General features: G+C 39.0%; 21 protein-coding genes. 1 reads left to right on the plus strand and 20 read right to left on the minus strand.

The window, feature by feature from the left end; translation table 11 throughout:
- Window position 1: 1 nt before the first annotated feature.
- From AC4PGZ_RS06735 to iscB, 16 genes are all read right to left on the minus strand, one after another.
- Window positions 2-475, minus strand: coding sequence for an acyl-CoA thioesterase (locus AC4PGZ_RS06735; RefSeq protein WP_492157869.1), 474 nt, complete (start codon window positions 473-475; stop codon window positions 2-4).
- Window positions 476-505: 30 nt separating this feature from the next.
- Window positions 506-1,054 carry a DUF4256 domain-containing protein gene (locus AC4PGZ_RS06740; protein ID WP_492157870.1) on the minus strand — a complete coding sequence of 183 codons (549 nt, stop codon included), beginning with the start codon at window positions 1,052-1,054 and terminating at the stop codon, window positions 506-508.
- Between the two features lie 27 nt (window positions 1,055-1,081).
- Window positions 1,082-5,524: a coiled-coil domain-containing protein gene (locus AC4PGZ_RS06745; RefSeq protein ID WP_492157871.1), complete on the minus strand. Its 4,443-nt coding sequence runs from the start codon at window positions 5,522-5,524 to the stop codon at window positions 1,082-1,084.
- Window positions 5,508-6,266: a DUF6063 family protein gene (locus AC4PGZ_RS06750; protein WP_492157872.1), complete on the minus strand. Its 759-nt coding sequence runs from the start codon at window positions 6,264-6,266 to the stop codon at window positions 5,508-5,510. Before AC4PGZ_RS06750 ends, AC4PGZ_RS06745 begins: the two co-directional genes overlap by 17 nt.
- 3 nt (window positions 6,267-6,269) lie before the next feature.
- On the minus strand, window positions 6,270-7,703 hold the full coding sequence (locus AC4PGZ_RS06755; RefSeq protein WP_492157873.1) for a hypothetical protein: 1,434 nt from the start codon (window positions 7,701-7,703) through the stop codon (window positions 6,270-6,272).
- Between the two features lie 35 nt (window positions 7,704-7,738).
- Window positions 7,739-8,812: a Wadjet anti-phage system protein JetD domain-containing protein gene (locus AC4PGZ_RS06760; protein ID WP_492157874.1), complete on the minus strand. Its 1,074-nt coding sequence runs from the start codon at window positions 8,810-8,812 to the stop codon at window positions 7,739-7,741.
- Between the two features lie 103 nt (window positions 8,813-8,915).
- A complete protein-coding gene (speB, locus tag AC4PGZ_RS06765; protein ID WP_492157875.1) occupies window positions 8,916-9,848 on the minus strand; it encodes an agmatinase in 933 nt (310 codons plus the stop codon).
- A gap of 91 nt (window positions 9,849-9,939) precedes the next feature.
- Complete coding sequence (locus AC4PGZ_RS06770) at window positions 9,940-10,098, minus strand: hypothetical protein (RefSeq protein WP_492157876.1); 159 nt, start codon at window positions 10,096-10,098, stop codon at window positions 9,940-9,942.
- A 71-nt stretch (window positions 10,099-10,169) separates the two neighbouring features.
- The gene (locus AC4PGZ_RS06775; RefSeq protein WP_492157877.1) at window positions 10,170-11,690 is read right to left on the minus strand and encodes a DUF1538 domain-containing protein; all 1,521 of its coding nucleotides are present in this window, start codon (window positions 11,688-11,690) and stop codon (window positions 10,170-10,172) included.
- A 47-nt stretch (window positions 11,691-11,737) separates the two neighbouring features.
- Entirely contained in the window at window positions 11,738-11,992 is a 255-nt protein-coding gene (locus AC4PGZ_RS06780; protein WP_492157878.1) for a hypothetical protein, read from the minus strand.
- 73 nt (window positions 11,993-12,065) lie between these two features.
- Window positions 12,066-12,329, minus strand: coding sequence for a helix-turn-helix domain-containing protein (locus AC4PGZ_RS06785; protein WP_492157879.1), 264 nt, complete (start codon window positions 12,327-12,329; stop codon window positions 12,066-12,068).
- A gap of 10 nt (window positions 12,330-12,339) precedes the next feature.
- The gene (locus AC4PGZ_RS06790) at window positions 12,340-12,819 is read right to left on the minus strand and encodes a DUF2975 domain-containing protein (protein WP_492157880.1); all 480 of its coding nucleotides are present in this window, start codon (window positions 12,817-12,819) and stop codon (window positions 12,340-12,342) included.
- A 183-nt stretch (window positions 12,820-13,002) separates the two neighbouring features.
- Window positions 13,003-14,013 (minus strand): GyrI-like domain-containing protein, encoded by a 1,011-nt coding sequence (locus AC4PGZ_RS06795; RefSeq protein ID WP_492157881.1) that lies wholly within the window; start codon window positions 14,011-14,013, stop codon window positions 13,003-13,005.
- A 20-nt stretch (window positions 14,014-14,033) separates the two neighbouring features.
- Window positions 14,034-14,558: a GNAT family N-acetyltransferase gene (locus AC4PGZ_RS06800; RefSeq protein WP_492157882.1), complete on the minus strand. Its 525-nt coding sequence runs from the start codon at window positions 14,556-14,558 to the stop codon at window positions 14,034-14,036.
- Window positions 14,559-14,574: 16 nt separating this feature from the next.
- On the minus strand, window positions 14,575-15,750 hold the full coding sequence (locus AC4PGZ_RS06805) for a glycoside hydrolase family 3 protein (RefSeq protein ID WP_492157883.1): 1,176 nt from the start codon (window positions 15,748-15,750) through the stop codon (window positions 14,575-14,577).
- 79 nt (window positions 15,751-15,829) lie between these two features.
- Window positions 15,830-17,074 carry an RNA-guided endonuclease IscB gene (iscB, locus tag AC4PGZ_RS06810; protein ID WP_492157884.1) on the minus strand — a complete coding sequence of 415 codons (1,245 nt, stop codon included), beginning with the start codon at window positions 17,072-17,074 and terminating at the stop codon, window positions 15,830-15,832.
- Window positions 17,075-17,463: 389 nt separating this feature from the next.
- On the opposite strand from iscB, the gene AC4PGZ_RS06815 reads away from it, so the two are divergent.
- A complete protein-coding gene (locus tag AC4PGZ_RS06815) occupies window positions 17,464-17,745 on the plus strand; it encodes a DUF503 domain-containing protein (protein ID WP_492157885.1) in 282 nt (93 codons plus the stop codon).
- A 1-nt stretch (window position 17,746) separates the two neighbouring features.
- Here the strand turns inward: AC4PGZ_RS06815 and AC4PGZ_RS06820 are convergent, their stop codons facing one another.
- The 4 genes from AC4PGZ_RS06820 to AC4PGZ_RS06835 all read right to left on the minus strand — a co-directional run bounded on the left by AC4PGZ_RS06820 (window position 17,747) and on the right by AC4PGZ_RS06835 (window position 21,114).
- Complete coding sequence (locus AC4PGZ_RS06820) at window positions 17,747-18,316, minus strand: hypothetical protein (protein WP_492157886.1); 570 nt, start codon at window positions 18,314-18,316, stop codon at window positions 17,747-17,749.
- Between the two features lie 91 nt (window positions 18,317-18,407).
- On the minus strand, window positions 18,408-19,097 hold the full coding sequence (locus AC4PGZ_RS06825; RefSeq protein WP_492157887.1) for a radical SAM protein: 690 nt from the start codon (window positions 19,095-19,097) through the stop codon (window positions 18,408-18,410).
- Window positions 19,098-19,115: 18 nt separating this feature from the next.
- Window positions 19,116-19,823 (minus strand): B3/B4 domain-containing protein, encoded by a 708-nt coding sequence (locus AC4PGZ_RS06830; RefSeq protein WP_492157888.1) that lies wholly within the window; start codon window positions 19,821-19,823, stop codon window positions 19,116-19,118.
- Window positions 19,750-21,114 (minus strand): MATE family efflux transporter, encoded by a 1,365-nt coding sequence (locus AC4PGZ_RS06835; RefSeq protein WP_492157889.1) that lies wholly within the window; start codon window positions 21,112-21,114, stop codon window positions 19,750-19,752. Before AC4PGZ_RS06835 ends, AC4PGZ_RS06830 begins: the two co-directional genes overlap by 74 nt.
- Window positions 21,115-21,117: the final 3 nt, after the last annotated feature.

Below are 21,117 nucleotides of genomic sequence, written 5' to 3' on the forward strand. Positions count from 1 at the left end.
CCTATGATTTTCTTTTCTTGTACTTTGACTGAATCTCCAAATATTTCTGCTCTCCACGCCTGTAAAGCTCTATCTCGGCGTCAGTTACCGGATTAAGCGGCGGTACGGCAGAAGGAACATCATCTTTCATATGGACCATGGTAAAAAATGCCGTCAGTGCAGTCTCGGGTTCCTGATAATTGTCCAGCTCATGAACAACTATCCTTACCCTGATCTGCATGGATGTACGCCCGACATAGCAAAGCTCCGCTATACATGTAACAATGTCTCCTATGTGGATTGCCTTGTGAAAGACTATCTCATCGACCCTTGCTGTAACTACGCTTCCTTTTGCATGCTTGGCCGCTGCTATTCCCGCGGTGTTGTCCATTATTTTCATCAGCTCTCCGCCATGAGCCGTACCATGGGGGTTGCTCAGTCTCGGCTCCATTATAAGGCAGGTCTCCGCTCTCGAAAATGAAATCTCACTATCCATATATGCCTCTTTCCTAAAAATCATGATAATCTATATTCTCAGCGACCCTCTGAATCCTCGTGAGGCATAGTAAGACTCTGCACCATTGTGATAAACAAATACACTGCCATACCTGCGGTCACAAAACAAGGCTCCACCCAGAGCTCTTATTTTCTCAGGAGTTTTTACCCAGCTGGAAGTTTTTTCATCAAAGCTCCCAAGAGACTGAAGATATCTGTATTCTTCCTCGCTCAGGATGTCTATTCCTATTTTATCCGCCATGCCGATTGCACTGCCGTCTGGCTTCTGTTTTTTTCTAGACTCAAGCGCCTGGACATCATAACACAGGCTTCGCCTGCCCTTAGGGCTTTCCGACGAGCAGTCGAAGATAATATATTCTCCGGCAGCCTCATCGTATCCAACTACATCAGGTTCCCCACCGCTCTTTTCCATCTTCTCAAGGATCATGAGCTTCTTCGGGTCGATTTCAAGCCTTGATTTTATCTTCTCCCAGTTCAGTCCTTCATGACGATTCATGTTTGAATCAAATCTTTTTTGCAGGATATCCAGAAGTCTTTCAAGATCGTTTTCATTTTTCATAAGTTTAATCCTTTCTTTGGCTTTATCTTACTGCTTTATTACTCTGCCGCCATGTACAATTTTACCATCATCAATCTTGAGTTCCCAAAATACAGGAAATCTTTCGCTTATCTCGACTTTGATTATTTCTGGCGCAGCAAAGCAAATAAGCTGAAAATTAAGCTTGTCAGCTATTTCAAATATTGGATCAAGGACATGCTTTGCCGAGGCTTTTCCAAAAGGATTATCAAGTATGAGCACTGTTGATGGGTTTTCATTACCTATATACTTCTTTTTAAAGCTCATAATCATCATTATTACAAATGTATTTACTGAAAGTGTCTGACCTCCAGAGCCTTCCGGAAGATCACCTTCCCCTTTATTGATTGCCTCCCATGTCGTGTAGTATTCCTCTCTGGCTCTTGCATATCTGAACTCGTTTTTTTCTGACATTTTGTAAACCATAAGAGTTGGATACCTTCCCTGTAGAGCTTTTGAGAATATCACTCTGTCACCCATAATATCTTTAAGTTCTTTGTCGTCTAATGACGAAATATCTTTATATTTGTCCAATATGTTAGAAATGGATTGAAGAAAATACTCATCCAGAAGATATAAAACTTCTTTTTTATCTTTAGGAAGCCTCTCTATACCCTTCAACTTTACAAGAGGGAAAGCATGGCCCTGTTCATTTATATAATTCATGCTTGAGACCATGTTCTTGAGACCTTCAATCATCCTTATTACATGCATAGCAGCTCTGTCTGTCCACTGCTTCATAAGCGATTCAGCCTTACTTTTATCATTCGTAAGTCTGAGGATTTCTTTCTGAAAATTTTCTTCCATACTGTTGAAAGATGAATAATTATTCTTGAAATTGTAAATATTGGCTTCCTTTACTGCAGATACTATTTTTTCTCTAAGATTATCTTCCTGAAGCTTGCTGTCAACTGATTTTACAAATCTCGCCCTTATATTTTCACCATTTTCGATTGTTTTCTGAAAATCTCTCTTATTTGTTTCGCATCTCCTCAGCCATTCATCTACCCAAAGATCCGGATTTTTAATCACTTTATCTTTTAACTGAGGATTTGCTTTCCCTTTTGATAAATCAAGTGTGTATCCGCTTTTTATTCTTGTCAGGTTTATTTCCAGCTTCGTTTTTTCCGTTTTATTCCGTTCCAGTGTTTCTGAGCATACTATTGAATATAAATTATTTGATTTCAGCTCTCTTTCCACTAAATCTATCTCAGCACTTATATCCGCTGTTTCAAGAAAGACAGGAGACCTTCTATGGATTTTTAATATGTCAGCCTCTTTATCTGAAAGCTGCTGTTTCATGATCTTTACACTTCCTGATGTAATGTCTATATCTGACTTGATTTTATCTCTTTCATAGGCTGCTTTTTCTATTGATTTAGTAATACTTTTTATGATTATTGCAACTTCATCCGGAGGAAGCTCAAAATACTCGTATGAATTCCAGTCTTCTGAAAGTTTATCAAGATCGGATAAATATCGTCCAAGTTCTTTATCAAAATTTTCCAGTTTAACATCCAGGACCGCAATAGCGCTATCCTTTTCTGAAATATCCTTATTTATGATCTTCCTCTGATTCACAAGCGAGCTGATGTTTTTATCTGATAAATCAAAGTCTGGCAGCCTGTTATTCGAATAACCTGAATTAGCTTTATAATCATATTTTGCTGCTTTATATACTTCTTTAAGAGATTCAAGCATACTGCCAGTTTCAAGCTTCCAGTCAAAATATGAGGATCTGACTAATTCCTGATTTTCTGACACAGCCTCATTTTCATCCCGAAGACACTCAATATCTTTTTCCAGCCCTGATTTATCTTTTTTCAGTTCGTCTATCCTGCTTCTTTCAGATTCTATTTCAATTTTCTTTTCGATGTATGATTCAATGAGCATGAGTTCAGATTTATTACTCTGCATGCATATGATAGCATCACTTCGTTCACTCTCAGAAAGTATTATTTTATTTTTTATTTCAGAATTTTTTTCCTTGAGAAGGCTAAGTTTTTCTTCTGTTTCTTCAATATTTTTCTTTTCTTCATTCAATATTTTGTTTAGTGAAGATACTGTGTCTGTATTTTTTAAAGTCTCTATTAACCGCAAAACATTATTAATATCTTCTAAATCCTTCTTGAGCCTGTATTCAGACTGAATCAGGCTTTCTGTTTCCATTTCCATCTCATGCTTCCAGACTGAGAAAATCTCACTGTCAGTAAGTTTGTCAGCTTCATTCCTTATGATTCTGTAATTCAAGTCCCTTTTCATTTTCATTTCTGATCTTATAAATACAGGTACCATATTATTTATGAACAAATCTTTGCTTATATTCTTTTCAACAATCTCCCAGTCTCGTAAATTTCCAATCACAAGGGAATATAAAAAACCAGGATTGCTCATAATCAATTCAGTTTTGTCAGATTCATCCGCTTCATGCAGATATTCCGCTCCAGTCTGCACATTGATCCCAGCTTTTTGTATTTCTTCCTTTATTAAAATTACATCCTTGTTTGGAATAAAATAATCTTCTCTGTTCAAAAGCCTGTCGATGTTTTTGCCCCATATCATTTTCTGCAGCGATTCAAGGCTGTGTGTCTTGTCTATTCTGAGATTGTTCAGCTTTTCCTTTTTTCTGTCAAGCCAGATATCGTTTAAAATGCCTCCATCAGGATTTTCCAGCAACAGTCTTGAAATATTGCCTGCAACTTCTAATTCATATCTCTCCTGCTTATTTATTATAATGATCAGTTTCTCCAGTTTCTCACTGCAGCTGTCAAGATAATATTTCAGCCTCATATCCTCCAATTCCTGCTCTGAGTTGATTTTATTTAATGAAATCAATTCAGAGCAGGAATGCTTGATTTTATCTTCAAGTTCAGCATGAATTTTTAGAAGATCTTCTTTTATTCTCTCTGGAAAAGCCATGCTCATTGCATCATATGTTTCCTCGAGTTTACTTCTCTGCCTTTCATGCTCTTCTTCTTTTATTTTAAATCGATTGATTCCATCCCTGAGAGCATCAATCTTCTCATGATACTTTTTTATCTTGTCTTCATTTTCTTTCTTGAGAGTGTTGTTGTAATTATTAAAAGCAGAATACTGATTTTCTATGTTTATCCATACGCTTTTTATCTTTTCCCATTCAATTTCAATTTCATTATCAAGATTTTCAGCCTTCTTAATTATGTCTGATAATTCCAGGGATTCCATAATTCTGTTCTTCTCTTTGTTTTTTGCTTCAATCTCTTTTTCTGTACATATTTTTTTATGCTTTATATCATTGATCTTATATAGTAATTGTTCCTCTTTTTTTGTTTCAAGATAATTCACTTTATCTTTGAATATTATTTTCAGATTCTCAATTTCATTTTCCTTTATCTCAAGATCTCTTTTATACCGATTATACGCCAGATTGTCTCTCCTGTATTCGAGCTCACTTTTTTCTAAAGATACATTTTTAATTTCCCGCTCCCATTTTTCTATTTCCCTGTCTACTGAAAGCGTCTCTCCATTGAGTATGAAAAACAGGTCATTCCCTTCATTAATCAGGGCTTCCCTGTAATCAATAAGTCTCGAACCAACATCAGCATTTTCAATTAGAGGCTTGATTTCTGTAAGAAGTTCTCTGTAGTCTCCTTCTCTTTTTATCAGAACAGGCAAATCTTTGGTTATTGAAAGATTGCTCCTGAACATTTCAATAAGATTATCCTTGTCGTCATATGAATAATTTTTGATATTTTCACTTATAGCCGGAATTATTATCTTGTCAAAAATCGATTTGTTGTCACTTGCTCCCGTAAAATAATCGCCTGCACCTCCCTCAAGTTTGTTTATGTCCTTGAGATTTATCCACTCACTCCTGTATATGCCTCTGGTTTCAAGATATCGGAAATAATCGCTGTCTTTTCTTTTTGCATTTGACTGGCTGTATTTTATGAAATCCCTTCTATTATTGCTTATAAAATCTTCCAGAACTTCTATATCCGTTGCTTCATTTGATTTTTGATCATAGAGAGGAAGATTTTCAACCGTATAGAATCCTCTGCCATCGTGTTCATGAGTATAAAGGAAATATGACAGTCCCGCCTTTCCTTCCTCTTCTCCTACTGAGTTTTTCAAAACAGCCTTAACTGCAATTCCTGTGATCAGTCTTTTTTCAGGAACAGTATCCAGTATCCATTCAAGCACAACATGAAATGTAAATGGATTCAGATTGTTGCGCTGATCATAAAACATTGAGATTACCTTGTTTCCATTGTTTTTTCCCCACCTTGTTTCAGGTAATAGCAACTGAAATATCAGCTGCATCATTACTCCTTTTCCGCCTCCATTGCACAATGTAAAAAGCGTGTGATCAGGCTTTTCATTTTTAGTTAAATCGAATATGGAATTCTCATGTTCTTTTTTAAGAGCATCATATCTGCATCCCGTAAGCCTTATTTTAGAAAGTTTTGGCATCTCCATCTCCTTCTCTTACATTTTTTATTATATGCATTATCTCTTTATAACGATCACCTTCGCGATAAAGATTATCCAGTCTTTCGTATAATTCTTCTTTCGGAACCAGTCTGTTCTCGCTGTGCAGATTTATAATGAGATTTTCATTTTCAAGAGGCTTCATTGCATCATTGATAAATCCCAACCTTGTCTTTTCAGACAAGCTGAATCCGCTTCCATCCTTATTTTCTTTTGAATGTGACATTTCTACATTCCACAGCCTGTGAATTTCGTCTATGGCTATAGCGAAATCCTTTGAAAATGTATCTTCTGAATCACTTCTTTTCTTCCATGAGTCCAGAGTGTTTGTAATGATCTCCTCAAGCTTATAATAGGATATGCCCGCATCCTCTATCCTGAATGAATAGCTGTTTTCTCTGTCAATTTCCGAAAGATATATGCATATTATTATGTTAGCCAGATAAAAATGCTTTTTTCTGTCCAACCTGGTGTATTTCCCCTTCATCTGAGTGTATGTTGTAGCAAAAACAGACCCTTCTCCGTCAGCCACAAGATGGAGATTCTGCCTTGTTCCAAACACTCTGAGCCCACCTTGCTCTGCCATGGTCTTTACAATTTCTCTGATATCATTATTTTCATAAAACTGTGCAGCCTGTATGTCACTTGCCGGCAGTATTTTACTGCTCAAAAGCTTGAAGAAAAGTTCACTTGCTTTTCTTATATCTTCACTCGTATAGCTCATTTTCTACTCCTCAATATAAATCGTATATGGTGAAACAGATAATTCGTTCCAATTGAGGCTTTCGGCCTCCCTGTCTAATTTTGACAATAGCTTCCTGTTTTCAAGAATTCTGAATTCGGGATTTTTTTCACAGAGAAGCTTAAAAAGCCTAAGCCGGTCATCTTCTCCCGTATAATCAGATTCTAATACTGTTTCTGATATAACGAACATCATGAATAAATCTATATTTTCCTTCTGGCTTAACCATCTGGCTTTGTCATAATCATTTGCTTCGTTCAGCTCAAGTATTGAAAATTCACCTTTGTCCATAAGTATTTTAAAAACATCCGTATAGAGATCCGTCAGAAGGTTCCAGTCCGTTTCTCTGAACTCCCAGTTTTCATCTTCATGAATCTGTGACATCTTCTTTATATTTCTTTTGGTTCTGATTGTCTGCTCTGCCCATGCCCATTGCAAAGGGTATATAAATTCGATATCAGGAGAGAAAAATGAATATATGAGTTTTTCCAGGTCATCCATATTTGCGAGCCCGTTTTTTATAATGTTATTCTGCCATATATCCTTTTTGAAACTGAAATTTGTAATATTCCAGAAGCTCTCAGGATACTTGACTCTTATCTCAAGTTCAAGTGCCAGATTCTCCATAACGTGTTTTGCCAGACTGTCATGCATAAGCCTTGCTCTCTCAAGATTGTCAAACATTATCTCCGCTTCTGTCTTTTTGTCTTCAGGAAGAGAGTTAAATCTATTTTTCCAGGCAAACATATTCTGAAAAACCTTCTGTTCTTCCTCAAACTGACTTTTTATCTCTTCCTCAGTTTTTCTTCCCCTTGTATTTCTGTCAAAGAAAATATTCTGGGGATCTCTTATTATATCCCTTCGGTATTCTTTTTCTCTGTTTATGAGTACCCTGACCCTGGCAATAAGGTTGTCTATGCTGCTTCTCGCCTTTATAAAATTTCCCGTCTTAATCAACTGGAGTGTATAAAACTGTTCAAGATCAAATCCAAATTCTTCAAGTATCTCTCGAGTTATAAAAATCATCTCCTGACTTTCCTCGCTGAGCATGTATACAGTAGGGCCTCCGATTTCCCAGTGGCTGTTCTCTCTGTCTACCTTGAAATATCTGAAAAAGAATTCTTCTTTTTTTCGAGTATCTTCATTAAATATCCTTGCATTAAAACTCTCCTGTTTTGAAGGATCCCTGTACCAGAGCGTTCCGTCAACGATCCTGTCTACAAGTTCACTGCCGCATTTAAGACCCATGTCATTGATTATTCTTTCTGCTATAAGCAACATATCATTTCTTGTACGGTTTGTATTTTCAGTTATTTCTCTCATGAAGATACTCTGTATTAACAAAAAACATATCTCAAATGCGTATTCATTCAATTCACCCAGATCCATCCCGCTTCCAAGCATTCTGATTGCCTGCATTTTTTTCATCCTGTTAAAAAAGCCTTTTTCTATGGTCATTTCTTCACCTTTAATAAATATTCGTAATTTAAGAGCTCCTGTGGTATTCTGCAGTCGCTGTTCCATATATTCTCAAGTTTTTCTATTGTAGAACAATTTACGTGCGCTTTAATCTCATCCATAAAACAACTCAGGTATAAGGCGTTTTTTTTCTGTTCTCCAAGAGGGTATTTTCTTTCGCACGATTTTATTAGATGTTCATATGCTTCTGACTGCAGTTTGATATCTATTTCAGGATACCTCTCTTTAAGCCTGTGATAAATGCCAAAACCTTCAGAATCAATATCTCCAAAATAAAGTAACTTTACTTTGCCTGTATCTGCAATCTCATTCAGAAATGACATGCTGCTTTCTATCTTCTTCCCTTCACCATAGATCAGTATGTCCGGAACAAATCCAAACAGATCCCCTCTTTTTTCAGCGATTCTTTTATAAGAAAAAAATGTGGAATGATTTTCCAGAATTATTCCATTTCTTATATTGCTTGTACCCCTGTTCCAGTATATAAACATTTCTCCATATTTTTTGATTTTCAAGTCTTCATAAGAAATTCCAAGCCTGCTTAAAATTCCAAACTTCCCATTGGCTTTATCTTTACGATTTTTTATGAATTTTTCATCATTGAAGAGCTCCAGAGATCTTTCTTCAAGACTGACCCATTCTCTTGAATCCCTGCTTTTCATAAAAAGATATATGCTGTTTATATATTCCCATTCCCTATCCGTCTTATAATCTGGATTTTTTGTGTAGTAGCTGAAATCTATTTCATCTGAAAACTTAAGCATTTTTGATTTATCCCAGCAGTCACAGGATTTTCTGGTAATAATCTGCCACCTTGTTTTTAACGGAGGATTAAGTCCATTGTAATCAGACGATCCTATTTCTCTGATTTCGCCGTTTGATTTTAGAATACTAATAGTTTTATATACTGATATATATCCTCCATTTTTAAGATATTCATCATGCCCTCCATAGGCACCTACTACAAATTTCTCTAAATCAGTCAGATCAAATCTCTTTCTGTTATTTTTACGGCATTCATTCATGAATCTTGCGATTTTCTTTTCCATAAACACCCCACCATTGAAAAATTTAAAATAATTAAACATATTATACCACAGAGTACGCTATCAAATAAAAATCGCGCTCAAATGAGCACGATTTTTTTACTTATTATTTCAGGCCCTTCGTTTTTCTGAGATGGTGACCCCAGCACTCAGTTATCACTCTCTGCCCTGCATAAACAGAGGTCATTGATGCATCAAGTGAAGGCGCAACCTCAACCACATCAAATCCTATTATCGGCAGATCAAACAAGCCTCTCAGAAGATCCAGAAGCTGCCTCGACGAAAGTCCTCCGAATTTTGGAGTTCCCGTTCCTGCTGAATATGCCGGATCCAGGCAGTCTATGTCAACTGTCAGATATATGCTCTTAAGATGTGACATCTTATCTTTTACAGCCTTTATTACATTTTCAGTACCCAGTCTTTCGTATTCAGCCGCATTTATTACATTTACTTTATTTTCCCTTATGTATTTAAGTTCATCCGGTTCAACTGAACGTATCCCTATGAAGAATATGTTCTCGCTCTTTCCTATATTTTCCATTTCTATCGCTCTTCTCTGCGTGCATCCATGAGACAGCCTGCTGCCATTTAGTTCGTCGCAGAGGTCAAAGTGAGCATCTATGTGTATGACTCCGAATTCATGATCAATAGCCTTGTTTATGCCGCTTAGTACTGGTATTGTGACTGAGTGGTCTCCGCCTATCATGGTAAAGAATTTCTTGTGCTTCACCAGATCGCTGACTTTTTTCTCAACATCATTATATACGGCTTCAAAATCTTCGCTGCTGAAATCTCCGATATCCGCCACCGTATTTCCAGACATATCCTCGAAATATTCAGTTGTTGGCGGTATGGGAATAGTTGATTCTCTTATGGCCGCCGGAGCATCTTTTGCTCCTTCTCTGTAGCTTACGTTTCCATCAAAGGGAATCCCAAAGACTACAATATCAGCCTCTTTTTCATACTCCCTGCCTGCAGCGCCGGTGCAAAGTCCTCCCCAGAAGCTTTCATTTTTAATCATTTCATCAGTTTTTCTCATATTATCCTCCTCAAGTTCATCTTAATTTATTTTGAAAAAAATTCTCTCAAATTTAACTCGAGAGAATTCTTATCCTTATTATCACTGTGCTCTATTTATTTAACGATCCGGATCTTTTAGTGTTTTTGAATCCTTTACTTGGGTTTGCGCTAAACTTGTTTTGAGCTCCACCAACCGCACTTTGTTTTGAACCTTTTTTCTTTTTATCTTCTATCAACTTTTTCATTTGTTCAATATTTGTATTTGACATGATTAATCCCTCCTCTAATATAATTATACTACTTTATTGTCGTTTTGTATGCTCCTTATCGAAATATGTTCTCATTTCATTCCTCCAGATTCTTTTAATATCGATTTTTGCGTTTTTTCTGATTTGATCTTATATATAAGCCCCATCAGCTGAAGGGTTATTATAGGAGTCATTGCCACCATTGCAATTATTCCGAACCCATCTACAAGCACATTCGCATGATCTATTCTTTCTGCCGCACCCTGAGCAAAAGCCAGAATGAAGGTTGCCGTCATCGGTCCCGAGGCAACTCCACCCGCGTCAAATGCTATCCCTATGAAGAGCTTTGGAACGATGTACATCAGCCCCACAGCCACAATATACCCGGGAAGCAGATAATGCCAAAGCTGTATCTCTGGAACCAGTATACGCAGCATCGAAAGCGCAACTGATATTCCTACTCCCAGAGAAAGCGCCAGCGTAATATCCTTTCTCTTTATATATCCGCTTGTAACATCTTCTACCTGCCTCGTAAGCACATATACCGCAGGCTCTGCAAGTATCGTAACCAGCCCGAGAATAAAGCCGGAGGCAATCAGGTATATTGGCGAAGAATAAGATGCAAGCTTGTATCCTATCATTACCCCAACGTCCAGAAATCCACCGTTCACGCCTGTAAGGAACAGTACAAGTCCGACATGTGTATAAAACACCCCTTTGCATATCCTTATAAAGTCATACTTTGCCGTTACTATCCTGAGACGGTTCGCAATCGGCACTGTGCTCACATAAAGAACAAGTATAGGCAGAAGCGCCAGCAGGACTTCATAATTTATATGTCCGATTTTTGAAATAAACGGCTCTATTATGCTGTCACCAGCTCCAACTGCTACGTCAAGACTTCCTGAAAGCTCCTGCCTTTTTGAAAGTATGCTCATAAGCATCACGGAAAGAATTGCTCCTGTCGATGCAATGGCAACAAGGCCAAAGCTGTCTTTTTCTGATGCCTTTGAATCCTTCTTAAGAGAAGCCACTCCATGGCCTATCGCAAGGATGAACGGTACGGTAAGTGCCCCGGTAGTCGCTCCTGATGCATCAAATGATATTGCCAGAAATTCCCTTGATGTTATAACAGCTATTCCAAATATAATCAGATAAAGTACTGTAAGTACCTTAAAAAGAGGAATATTATAAACTATTCTCACAAGTCCCACTGAGAGCATCACTGCTATTCCAACAGAAACGTAGACCACGATGCTTGATTTAGATATCGTTCCATCGGTCACCGTGCTTACCTGGCTGGCAAGTATGTGCAGGTCCGGCTCGGCTATTGAGACAAAGAAGCCAAGGAGAAGTCCTGCCGCTGTTATAACAATTATTTTATTGGGCCTGGTTATCAGTTCCCCCATATGGTTTCCAATCGGCGTAATTCCAAGATCCACTCCAAAAAGGAATATCGTAAGGCCTGCGATGATAAGCGCTGCCCCTATGATAAGCCTGGCTGTAAGTGGTCCGCCAAGCGGAGTAAGCGTAAAGTTCAGTACTAGAGCAATCAAGGTGACTGGCAGCACTGAAGTTGTAACTTCAAAAAACTTCTGTTTTATTATTTCCATAAATTCACTCCTTCAAATTATAAAATTGATGATTTACAGAAATAAAATTAATATCTCAATAATCCTTCAATTTTATAAGGAGCTACGATCCTTATCTTCTTTCTATGACAAAAACAATATTTATAACCTGTCTTAAAAATTACATTAATGACTGCAATGTCAATAAACTCATAGAAATCCTGATTGTCCAGGACATTTCCCTTGAGCAGTTCAGATGATGCTCCCTGAGTGCCAAAGCTGCCGGGAATATCGTTATTTAAGTATAGGCCCGCCGCATATGCAGCACCTCTGCCACTTTCCATTTCGGGCTTAAAATCCTTTATGTCAAATAAGGAGCCTGACAGGACAATAAGAATCGATATGAAAATTATAAAATTAGTCTTTATAATTTTGTATTTCCTTGTCCTTATTATCTTCCCTCCCTTCATGTTCGTTATCCTTCCTGTACTCCAGTATGTCCCCCGGCTGGCAGTCCAGCACTTTACAGATTTCTTCGAGCGTTGAAAATCTTATGGCTTTTGCCTTTCCATTTTTCAGTATGGAAATATTCGCCATCGTTATTCCAACTTTCTCAGAAAGCTCTGTGACTCTCATCTTTCTTTTTGCAAGCATCACATCTATATTTACAATAATTGCCATTTTATTCACCTCATATCGTCAATTCATTGTCATTTTTCAAATCTATGGCATTCTTGAGCAGCTTTTTAAGTATTGCAGCAAAAACAGCCACGGTCAATGGTGCAAAAACGAAAATCATGCCTACAAGAATCACCCCCGGAGCATCGTCAATTTCAGCTACGATATAAAACAGCGGCATGGCAAACAGATAAATAATGCTTATCGCCGCCGCGCAGCTCCTGATCTTCTGAATCGAATTTAGTGACAGCTCTGAAAAAGCCTTGTTTGAATCTATGTAGCCCAATAATCTGAAACCCTGATAAAGAGCCGCAAAAAATGGTACTACCGATATATACATGAGAATGAGGATTCCATAAATGACATATGCCATCCTTATGCTGCTCTGCGCTGCATCTCTTGCTATCCACGGCAGCAGCAATACGCTTAAGGCTGCAACAGGAATTCCGAGCATAATTACAGCAATCTTCAAAATCATCGTTTCTCGTCTCATAAATATACCTCACATATCATCTTAATATAGTCCTATTATTATATTATATCATCTCATTTATCGTTATACAATAAATTTATATCAATTATCGCATTATTTATCTGAATTTTGTGGATTATCAGGACTAAAAGAAAGCTCCCGGAGACAATGAAATCATCGTCTGCGGGAGATTTTTCAGAAAAATCAGTGATTACTTCCTGTCTCATAGCACCATTTTGCAATCTTCGCGATCAGTTCAATCGGAAGCTGTCTGTCATATGGAAACTGAATCGCACCTTTGCTAGTCTTATATGGTTTTAGCTCTTCTGCAAAATAAAGTATTGCTTTGTCTCCCGGATACAGGCCAATATGCTTCTTAAAAGCAGCAAAGTGTATTATGTTATGTTTCTTCCAGAAGGTAGGCATTCTCCACGAAATCCTTTTTTCAGCATCAGGTATGGCTTCGCTTATCGTGTCTTTAAGAGTGTTGAGCAGTTTCTGAATTTCCTCAGGATGCTCCGCGATGTATGCTTCAATAGAATCAGGCTCTTGTTTGTCTGTGGCTGTAACTGTGGCTGAGCTTGAGTCATAATCCTTTTTTCTTCTTACCTTGAACCTCAGTACAGTCTTCAATTTTTCCGGCGCAGTTTTTCGCGGGTCCGAAAGATATATCTCTCTGTGGGTCATCTCACATCGCTCATAGCCCATGTTCCTGCAAAAATCCTCCATTATATCAAAGGTCTTACGTTCGCTGTCATAGCTTCCCATATGCATCATCTGACAGCATTCTCCTTCAGTAACATTTATGTATCTTATTCTGTCAAAGCAGACATCGGGCTTTTTCTTCTTCAATTCACTTATGAGGCGCTCAAAAAGCTCGTCTGTAAGAAAATCCGGCTGGCGTATCATGATGGTATACTTATAATTGCTCTTCTCCTCAACAGGCTTGGTCTTGTCCACCAGATCCCATACTCCTTCGAGAGGAAATACGGTATATTCATAATATCCCGAAGGCACATCTTTGCTTTTGTATGACATTTTCACGGCATAGCTGAAGCTGTATAGCGCACCTGTCGCTTCTGCGAATTCATATGAATTGGGATCGCCCTCGCCTTCTATAGCTGCAAATCTGAAAGAAGGAATTTCTGTTATTTCGGGACTGGTCCCCGGAATATAAAGCTTTTTGAAAGTCTTTCTGTAATCTACTTTTTCCATCACTGCCATCTCCTTTAGGCTCATCTTAGATTAAACTCCAGTTGAAAATCATTTGGATCCTCTTTCAATAATTCCTGATTGATTTCAAGCGCCCTTACGCAGCCCAGCCTCTTATAAAAAGCTATTGTCGCTTCTGATGATCCTGCGCAAAGATACAATTTTTCTGCTCCGAATTCTGATGCCTGCCTTGCGCAAATCCTGAACAGCATTTTTCCTATGCCGCAGTTTCTGTAATCTTTTGAAACAAAGAGCTGGTCCAGTAGAACATGCCTGCTGTTGTTTCCAAAAATCTCACTGTTCACTGTAGCATAACCAACCAGAACATTATTGTCAAAGCACCCGAATGCCTTTCCGCCACCGCTTACGGTCTTTTCAAAGCGGTCAATATGCCACTCTGTCCCATTAGGAAGCTCATGGTCAGTCCAGTCGATTTCGACCAGCTGGAGCCTTCCATCAATCATCCTCCAGGCATTTCTGATGTAGCATTCAGCATCGATCATCTTGACCTTGAACGCTTCATATGCCGCCATTTCCCTGAATATCATTTTACCTCCGTAATCTCTATATCAGGATATCATACTGTTCTTTAAGAGAAAGGATTCTCATCACGCTTTCGTCGATTCTTTCCTCGCTTATCTCTCCCCTTGCTACTGCCTCTAATATGCTTTCAAATGCCTCTGCATAAACCTCAGGCATGAGCACTATGTCAGTTCCCGCTTTAATTGCGAGCACTGCCGCTTCACCTGATGAGTACCTTTCGGTTATAGCACCCATGGACATAGAATCAGATATTATTATTCCGTCAAAATTCAGTTCTCTCCTCAGCCTTCCTTCTATCATCTCCTGAGACAGTGAGCTCGGTAGCCCATCCTTCGTTATATTGCCGGCAGTTATATGAGAAATCATAATCATGTCGGTTTTCGCTTCTATGCCGGCCTTAAAAGGAATAAGCTCACATGCTTCTAGCTCTTCCCAGTTCTTGTCGATAGATACGAAACCAGCATGAGTATCGTCTTTCGTGTCTCCATGCCCCGGGAAGTGCTTTATGCAGCTCATCACGTTGCTGCTGTGAAGCCCGCCTATGCCAGCGCTTACCATTTCTGCAACAAGCTGCGGATCATCTCCAAAAGCCCTGCTTCCTATTACAATGTTTTCCGGGTTGGTATTTACGTCCGCGACAGGTGCGAAATCCAGGTTGAATCCATAGTCTCTGAGATATGCCCCAATCACCTTGCCGGCTTCTTCTGCGTTTTTCGGATCCCTGGTACTGCCGATTTTCTGCATGCTCTCATATTTTTTTACATCAAATCCCGGAGAATTTGCAATTCTGGCTACCATGCCGCCTTCTTCATCTATACCCATGAAAAGTGGAATCCTGCTGCCTGCTTTAATGTCATTCACCAGTTCGTTAAGCTGTATGGGAGACTCGATATTTCCACCAAAAATTATGATCCCTCCCGCAGGATATTCTTCAAGAGTTTTCGCCATCTGCTCAGTAAAAATCGTTACAGAAGATGTATCTGCAGCTTCGCCCTGTGCATCCTCAGTTTTAATCCTGAGAGATTCCGGCTGTATGAAGAGCATCTGACCTATCTTTTCTCTGAGCGTCATCTGAGAAAGAAGCATATCCGCTTTTGACACAGGCTCTTCGTCTTCAGAAACATCCTGAAGTTCATCTGAGTCATTCCCTGATTCTGAACCGCTTCCTCCTGCAGTCTGTCCACACGAAGAAAGCATAAATATACTTAAAATGACAAAAAATATAAAATATCGCTTTTTCATATATTTTCAACAGTTCGGAGACCCTTGGCTTTAGTCATAGGATGAGAACTCTTGATGTCACCTGCCTCTCTATTAGTAGTGTACTTCGTTTTTCCAATAATTTAATATTCTTAACACTTGCACTCTTGTGAATGGATGTACCATTTAATTTACGCAAATCGAAATACCCGGTAGCTCTTCTTCCAAAGATAAAACACTCTGTATTGCCATGCTTAACCTTATCAAATAGCCTAAACCCTTTGACCACGTAAGGTGATTGGTTCAACTTCTTTTTACCGCCTTTAAGGAAGTTAGCTTTGTGAATTTGCCTGTTATGTTTTCTCTTGAAAATTTGCAAATAAATAACATCACTTCTTTTAGCACTTAGGTTTCCTGTAATACAAAAGGCATCTGCGTTGTGCGTCTTTTCTATTTTACTGTTTATTCTATTGTTTTTAGTTATATATCCATATGTCATTGATACATTAGGGTATATTTCTCTCAGCTTATTGTATACCTCCCATCTCATAATACCCATGAAGGCTGCATCTCTAAAGGAATTGCGATTGCTTATCTTAAGCTCAATCTTGCCTTTATGAAAATCGCTGTGGCAGGTTTCACAAAGTGTTACTAAGTTAGCCGGGGAATTCCCTCCGGTTTTACGACTTTCTAAGTGATGGACGTTTAGTCTTTTGTCTTTAGACTTGCCCTTACAGTGTTGACATATATGACCATCTCTAAACAAGACGTATTCCCTTACATTCCAAAAACCCATTTGGTCACCCTGTTGATATTCTGCTCCACTGATTTGTGGGTCTCGAATCTTTTGAATATCGAAGCTCGCAGTTTCTATAATGAGCTTTGTGATTGGCAGTATCTTGTAAATATCAGCAATCACCCTTAGATGACTATCCACTTTATGCTGAACAGATGGAGCCAGCCAGCCTTCAGATTTAGTCCTATTGTTAAAACGAGGCTCTCTATAGCGAAGATGATTTCTTCTGGTTCTTCGGTTTTGTCTTCGAGTTGAAAGCAGCTCTACTATATCGTTTCTCAAAGTAACCTCAGATGCGAATAACTCATCATTTTCAGTTGTGGCGCTAAGCCCAATAATCTTACTCCCTGCATCAACACCTAAAGTAACTGGTTGTACATATTCAGTTGTGTCATAAAGTAACTGAATCACGAAAGGTGTTCTTTTGACTACTTTAGCCCTATTCGACTTCAGGAGATGTTTTACTTTCCCATGCCTACTAGTAGGCATAAGAGGCTTACCTTCTTTACTTAAAATATAGACCACAATATTTCTCCTTTTAATATAACTTAATACATAATGCCAGTTAAAGAACTGGTAAAATACCCTTCGCCAATGTTGTAATTGCTTTTTACGCCTGCGGCACCGCTTTTATTAACCCTAAAAAGCTTTTAACCACAAACAACAGAGCTACGGATTAGGATAAGCGTCCATAGGTGTTATGACAAAAACAACGTAGTGCCCTAAGCACTCAGGCTAATCAACCAGGCCTTTGATAGACCCGAAAAACGGGTCCACATCAAGCCTTCGACTTTAGTCGAGGGTTAGTTGACTGTTTACCTTTCTGATTGTCAATCATGCCTCATATTTTTGGGTAATATTAAACGAAAGCAGAATTGCCAGATAATAACTTAAAAAATCAAAAGGAGAATAAGATGATAATAGCAACATGCACGATAAGCATGCGAGCGTCATGGGTCCACTCTCTCAAGGAAAAGCGCATGATAGTAAAAAGCCTGTGTTCAAAAGTAAGAAACAAGTTCAATGTATCGATCGCAGAAATCGACATGCAGGATATCCACCAGAGCATAGTCATAGGCATTGCTGCCATAGCCGGCGACAGCGCTCATGCCGACAGCATAATTGATAATGTGATAAACTTCATAGAGAGCATAACCGATGCAGAGATAATTTCAGTTGAAAGGGAACTTATCTGATTCAGCTGTGTTTTTTTCTGCTTATAATATCATGAATCGCGATGCTCAGCCCTGTGCCTATGCCCAGTGAAACTGTTATGACCAGGAAATTAAGGTCGATTATGCCCTTGCCCTTTATAATGGAGTTCATCATTAAATTAAAATCCCTGAGGACATACCCCTCGTTCATTGCTGATACAAGAATCCCAAAAGGCATAGAGGCAAGGGTACATACTGGGGCAAAAATCTTAAGCGCGCTCGACCCGAAAATGAATATTCCCATAATGCTTCCAAATATCAATCCCATGATTGAAATACCTATGGCATCTGGGATTCCTGTATATGCCAGGCTCGCTGAGGCGAATGGAAACATGAGCTCGAACAGGCCCGCTGCCCCAAAGCTCAGGAAAAGTCCCAGCGGCATACCGATTGCTCCTGATGCCGCCATCTTAGCTCTCTTATCTTTCATCCTCAGGAATGTACCCGTCAGGAAGCCTCCAAGCCATCCAGCAACAAGGGCAGAAACTATATATTCATCAAAAAACAAGATTATTATTACCGCAATCAGTCCACTCAGAAAAAACGCTGACATGCCATACAATCCATACTTGAATACTTTAATCGTCTTCAGCTTCTGTTTTCAGGCATAATGACTACCTCCCAGAGCATCGAAAATGCTTTACTTAATTATCAGTAAGAGTCTTTGTTATCTCCTCAAATCTCTCATCTGATATTCCAAGTTTTTTTCTGAATATGTCATCATCCATCCTGACAACTACGACTTTATCTGGAGATATTTCATCGATTATATGCTTTAATTTGAGTACAGATTCCTCATCATCATTATATCCTTTTATGATGGTGACTTCAAATATGAATTTACCATCATACTGTCTGTTAAAAGATACCATGTTTGATACATATTCAGCTATAGTATACCCATCTACTGGCCTTTGTACTTTCCTGAAATCATCTTCTGTTATTACTTTTATCTCGCCAAGCACTTCTTCGCATATATTTGCAATTCTTCTGTATTCATCTCGTCCAAGCAGGTATCCATTGGTCAGCAGCTTTACAGAGGCTCCTTTTGACTGTATGAACCTGATGATTTCCTCAAGCCTTTCATTTACAAATGCCTCGCCCTTTGAATTTATAAAGACAAGATCCGCACCGCTCTCATCAATCCTGTTTCCAAGCTCTTCCAGAGCAGCTTCATGCCCCTCAAACGCCGTCTGCTTGTCAACCTTGTTGTTAGACCGGCCTATCGGACAGAAAATGCAGTCAAAATTACAGTACTTTTCGGGAAGCACATTTACCTCAAGCACTCTTCTTCCTTCTTCAATATATACCTCTTTATATGAAAATCCGTTCAATCCCTTATCCTCCTTATATTATCCAATTACCGCTTCTCTGTTATCAATATCCAGGACATGTATCTCATACTCTCCACCAAGATTCTCCTTCACAAGCTCCGAAAGCTCACTAAGCGCATCACTCAGGTCTTTGATTCTTGCGTCATCAACAAGCTCTATGCACATAAATGCATTCTCCGTTTTTTCGGTAAGCATGGTCCTTACTGATTCTCTCCAGTTCCAGCATCTGCATATTGCACCCTCATCGTCCTTGTAGACAATCTCGCCCTCATGAGGAGGTGAATTCTCCTCTGTGCCAAGCGTTATGAATGGCTCATTCCCGTCTGCTTTTGTAAGCCTTATGTCACCTGCGAATGTGTCTATATCCTCCCCGCCGCATGGAAGTGCATATTTGAGAGAGATTGAATTATAGATGTCGACAAGCGGATTTATATATCCAATATGATCTCCCTTGTGAACACGCTTGAGCAAAGCCTCAATAGATGACCGTGCGCCTTTTTTCGTCTTAAACTTCTGAAATGCATCTCTCCATACTTTTATCACCTCATTGCTGCTGAAATCCCCGGCAGTAAGATGAGTCATTGCTTCTTTTTCGGCAGCAAGGATAAGATCAGCGTACATTCCATTTTCTTTTACGCTGTTGTCAATCCCTTTAAACACAATCACGCCTATCTTCGCTTTCGGAAAAAGATCCCAGAATTCGCTCTCGATAATAAATTTTTTCATTGTTCATTCCTCCTGATTTATAATATGCAAAAACAGTTACAATAAATTCCGTGGCTATAAAAGATATCCATACTCCTGTCATTTGAAAAGCTGAGCTTAGAATCAGCACTGCCGGAATGAGTATCACACAGCTCCTGAGAACAGATATCATCATCGCTTCGGCTGTATATGAAATGGAACCGAAGAAGGATGCCATTACAATATTTATACCAGCAAATACAAATCCTGTAAAATATATTTTGATTCCATATTCCGCTATCATATAAAGCGATTCATTACCCTGGCTGTTGAATACGGATACGATCTCTCCTGAAAAGAAAAATACAGCTGAACACACTGCCGCAGCTATGGATACTGAGCTGATAAGACCATATCTGAGAAGCCTTTTCAGGCCATCTGCATCATATTGTCCAAAGCACTCGCTCACCAGAGGCTGCATACCCTGAGCAAGCCCCGAAAACAGCGATGTTGCTATTATCGCTGCATTGGCAATTATCCCATAGGCAGCCACTCCTACATTTCCCGATATTTTCAGTATCACGATATTGAAAGTGAAGAGCGTTATCGACGAAGCCAGCTCATTTACAAGAGAAGGCATCCCAAGAAACATTATCCGTTTCATTCGCCTTATATCAGGACTGAATCTGGAAAACCCAAATCCTGCTGCTTTCCCCCTGAAATGAACAGTAAGCACTAATATGCTGATAACAGGAGAAAGCCCTGTAGCAAAGGCGGCTCCAAAAATCCCCATTGATAGAGGGAACATGAATATATAATCCAGTATTATGTTTGAAAAACTGCTTATGAGCATGGCTGCCATAGGAAGTGACGGATTATCATCGTTCCTAACGAAGGCAAGCAAGATGCTGTTGAATATGAAAAAAGGAGCAAAGGCACATGTCGTAGCCATGTAAGTCATGGTAGGCCTGATCGTCATTTCATCAGCTCCCAGGAAATATGAAATCTGCTCAGAAAAAACCGTTCCTGCCAGAAGAAATAATACCGACAAAACAATCCCTGCAAGCACTGCATTCATGAAGGATTCATTGTCAGTCCCATCAGATTCGGATTTTCTTATTCCAAAATCAATTGCACCTCCGATTCCGGTCATCATGCCTATCCCCTGCATTATCATGAAAATCACGATTGCAAAATTAAGCGCAGCCAGGCCAGTTGCCCCAAGAGCTTTGGCAATAAAATAGGTATCTGCAAGTATATACAGTGATACGCCCAGCATAGCGACTATATTAAGCGATGTATATTTTAAAAAATCCGTTCTTATGTTTCTCATGAT

This window comes from Proteocatella sp. QWL-06, assembly GCF_058684135.1.

Coding starts and splice junctions, on each gene's coding strand:
- AC4PGZ_RS06750 (WP_492157872.1), bottom strand. CDS start 6,266: ATGAGCTATACGAGTGAAGATATAAGAAAAGCAAGTGAACTTTTCTTC.
- AC4PGZ_RS06760 (WP_492157874.1), bottom strand. CDS start 8,812: ATGGAAAAGAAAATCGCAAGATTCATGAATGAATGCCGTAAAAATAAC.
- speB (WP_492157875.1), bottom strand. CDS start 9,848: ATGAGAAAAACTGATGAAATGATTAAAAATGAAAGCTTCTGGGGAGGA.
- AC4PGZ_RS06835 (WP_492157889.1), bottom strand. CDS start 21,114: ATGAGAAACATAAGAACGGATTTTTTAAAATATACATCGCTTAATATA.
- AC4PGZ_RS06830 (WP_492157888.1), bottom strand. CDS start 19,823: ATGAAAAAATTTATTATCGAGAGCGAATTCTGGGATCTTTTTCCGAAA.
- AC4PGZ_RS06735 (WP_492157869.1), bottom strand. CDS start 475: ATGGATAGTGAGATTTCATTTTCGAGAGCGGAGACCTGCCTTATAATG.
- AC4PGZ_RS06800 (WP_492157882.1), bottom strand. CDS start 14,558: ATGATATTCAGGGAAATGGCGGCATATGAAGCGTTCAAGGTCAAGATG.
- AC4PGZ_RS06820 (WP_492157886.1), bottom strand. CDS start 18,316: ATGTCAGCGTTTTTTCTGAGTGGACTGATTGCGGTAATAATAATCTTG.
- AC4PGZ_RS06785 (WP_492157879.1), bottom strand. CDS start 12,329: ATGGCAATTATTGTAAATATAGATGTGATGCTTGCAAAAAGAAAGATG.
- AC4PGZ_RS06775 (WP_492157877.1), bottom strand. CDS start 11,690: ATGGAAATAATAAAACAGAAGTTTTTTGAAGTTACAACTTCAGTGCTG.
- AC4PGZ_RS06755 (WP_492157873.1), bottom strand. CDS start 7,703: ATGCAGGCAATCAGAATGCTTGGAAGCGGGATGGATCTGGGTGAATTG.
- AC4PGZ_RS06740 (WP_492157870.1), bottom strand. CDS start 1,054: ATGAAAAATGAAAACGATCTTGAAAGACTTCTGGATATCCTGCAAAAA.
- AC4PGZ_RS06805 (WP_492157883.1), bottom strand. CDS start 15,750: ATGCTTTCTTCGTGTGGACAGACTGCAGGAGGAAGCGGTTCAGAATCA.
- AC4PGZ_RS06770 (WP_492157876.1), bottom strand. CDS start 10,098: ATGTCAAATACAAATATTGAACAAATGAAAAAGTTGATAGAAGATAAA.
- AC4PGZ_RS06745 (WP_492157871.1), bottom strand. CDS start 5,524: ATGCCAAAACTTTCTAAAATAAGGCTTACGGGATGCAGATATGATGCT.
- AC4PGZ_RS06815 (WP_492157885.1), top strand. CDS start 17,464: ATGATAATAGCAACATGCACGATAAGCATGCGAGCGTCATGGGTCCAC.
- AC4PGZ_RS06790 (WP_492157880.1), bottom strand. CDS start 12,819: ATGAGACGAGAAACGATGATTTTGAAGATTGCTGTAATTATGCTCGGA.
- AC4PGZ_RS06795 (WP_492157881.1), bottom strand. CDS start 14,013: ATGGAAAAAGTAGATTACAGAAAGACTTTCAAAAAGCTTTATATTCCG.
- AC4PGZ_RS06780 (WP_492157878.1), bottom strand. CDS start 11,992: ATGGAAAGTGGCAGAGGTGCTGCATATGCGGCGGGCCTATACTTAAAT.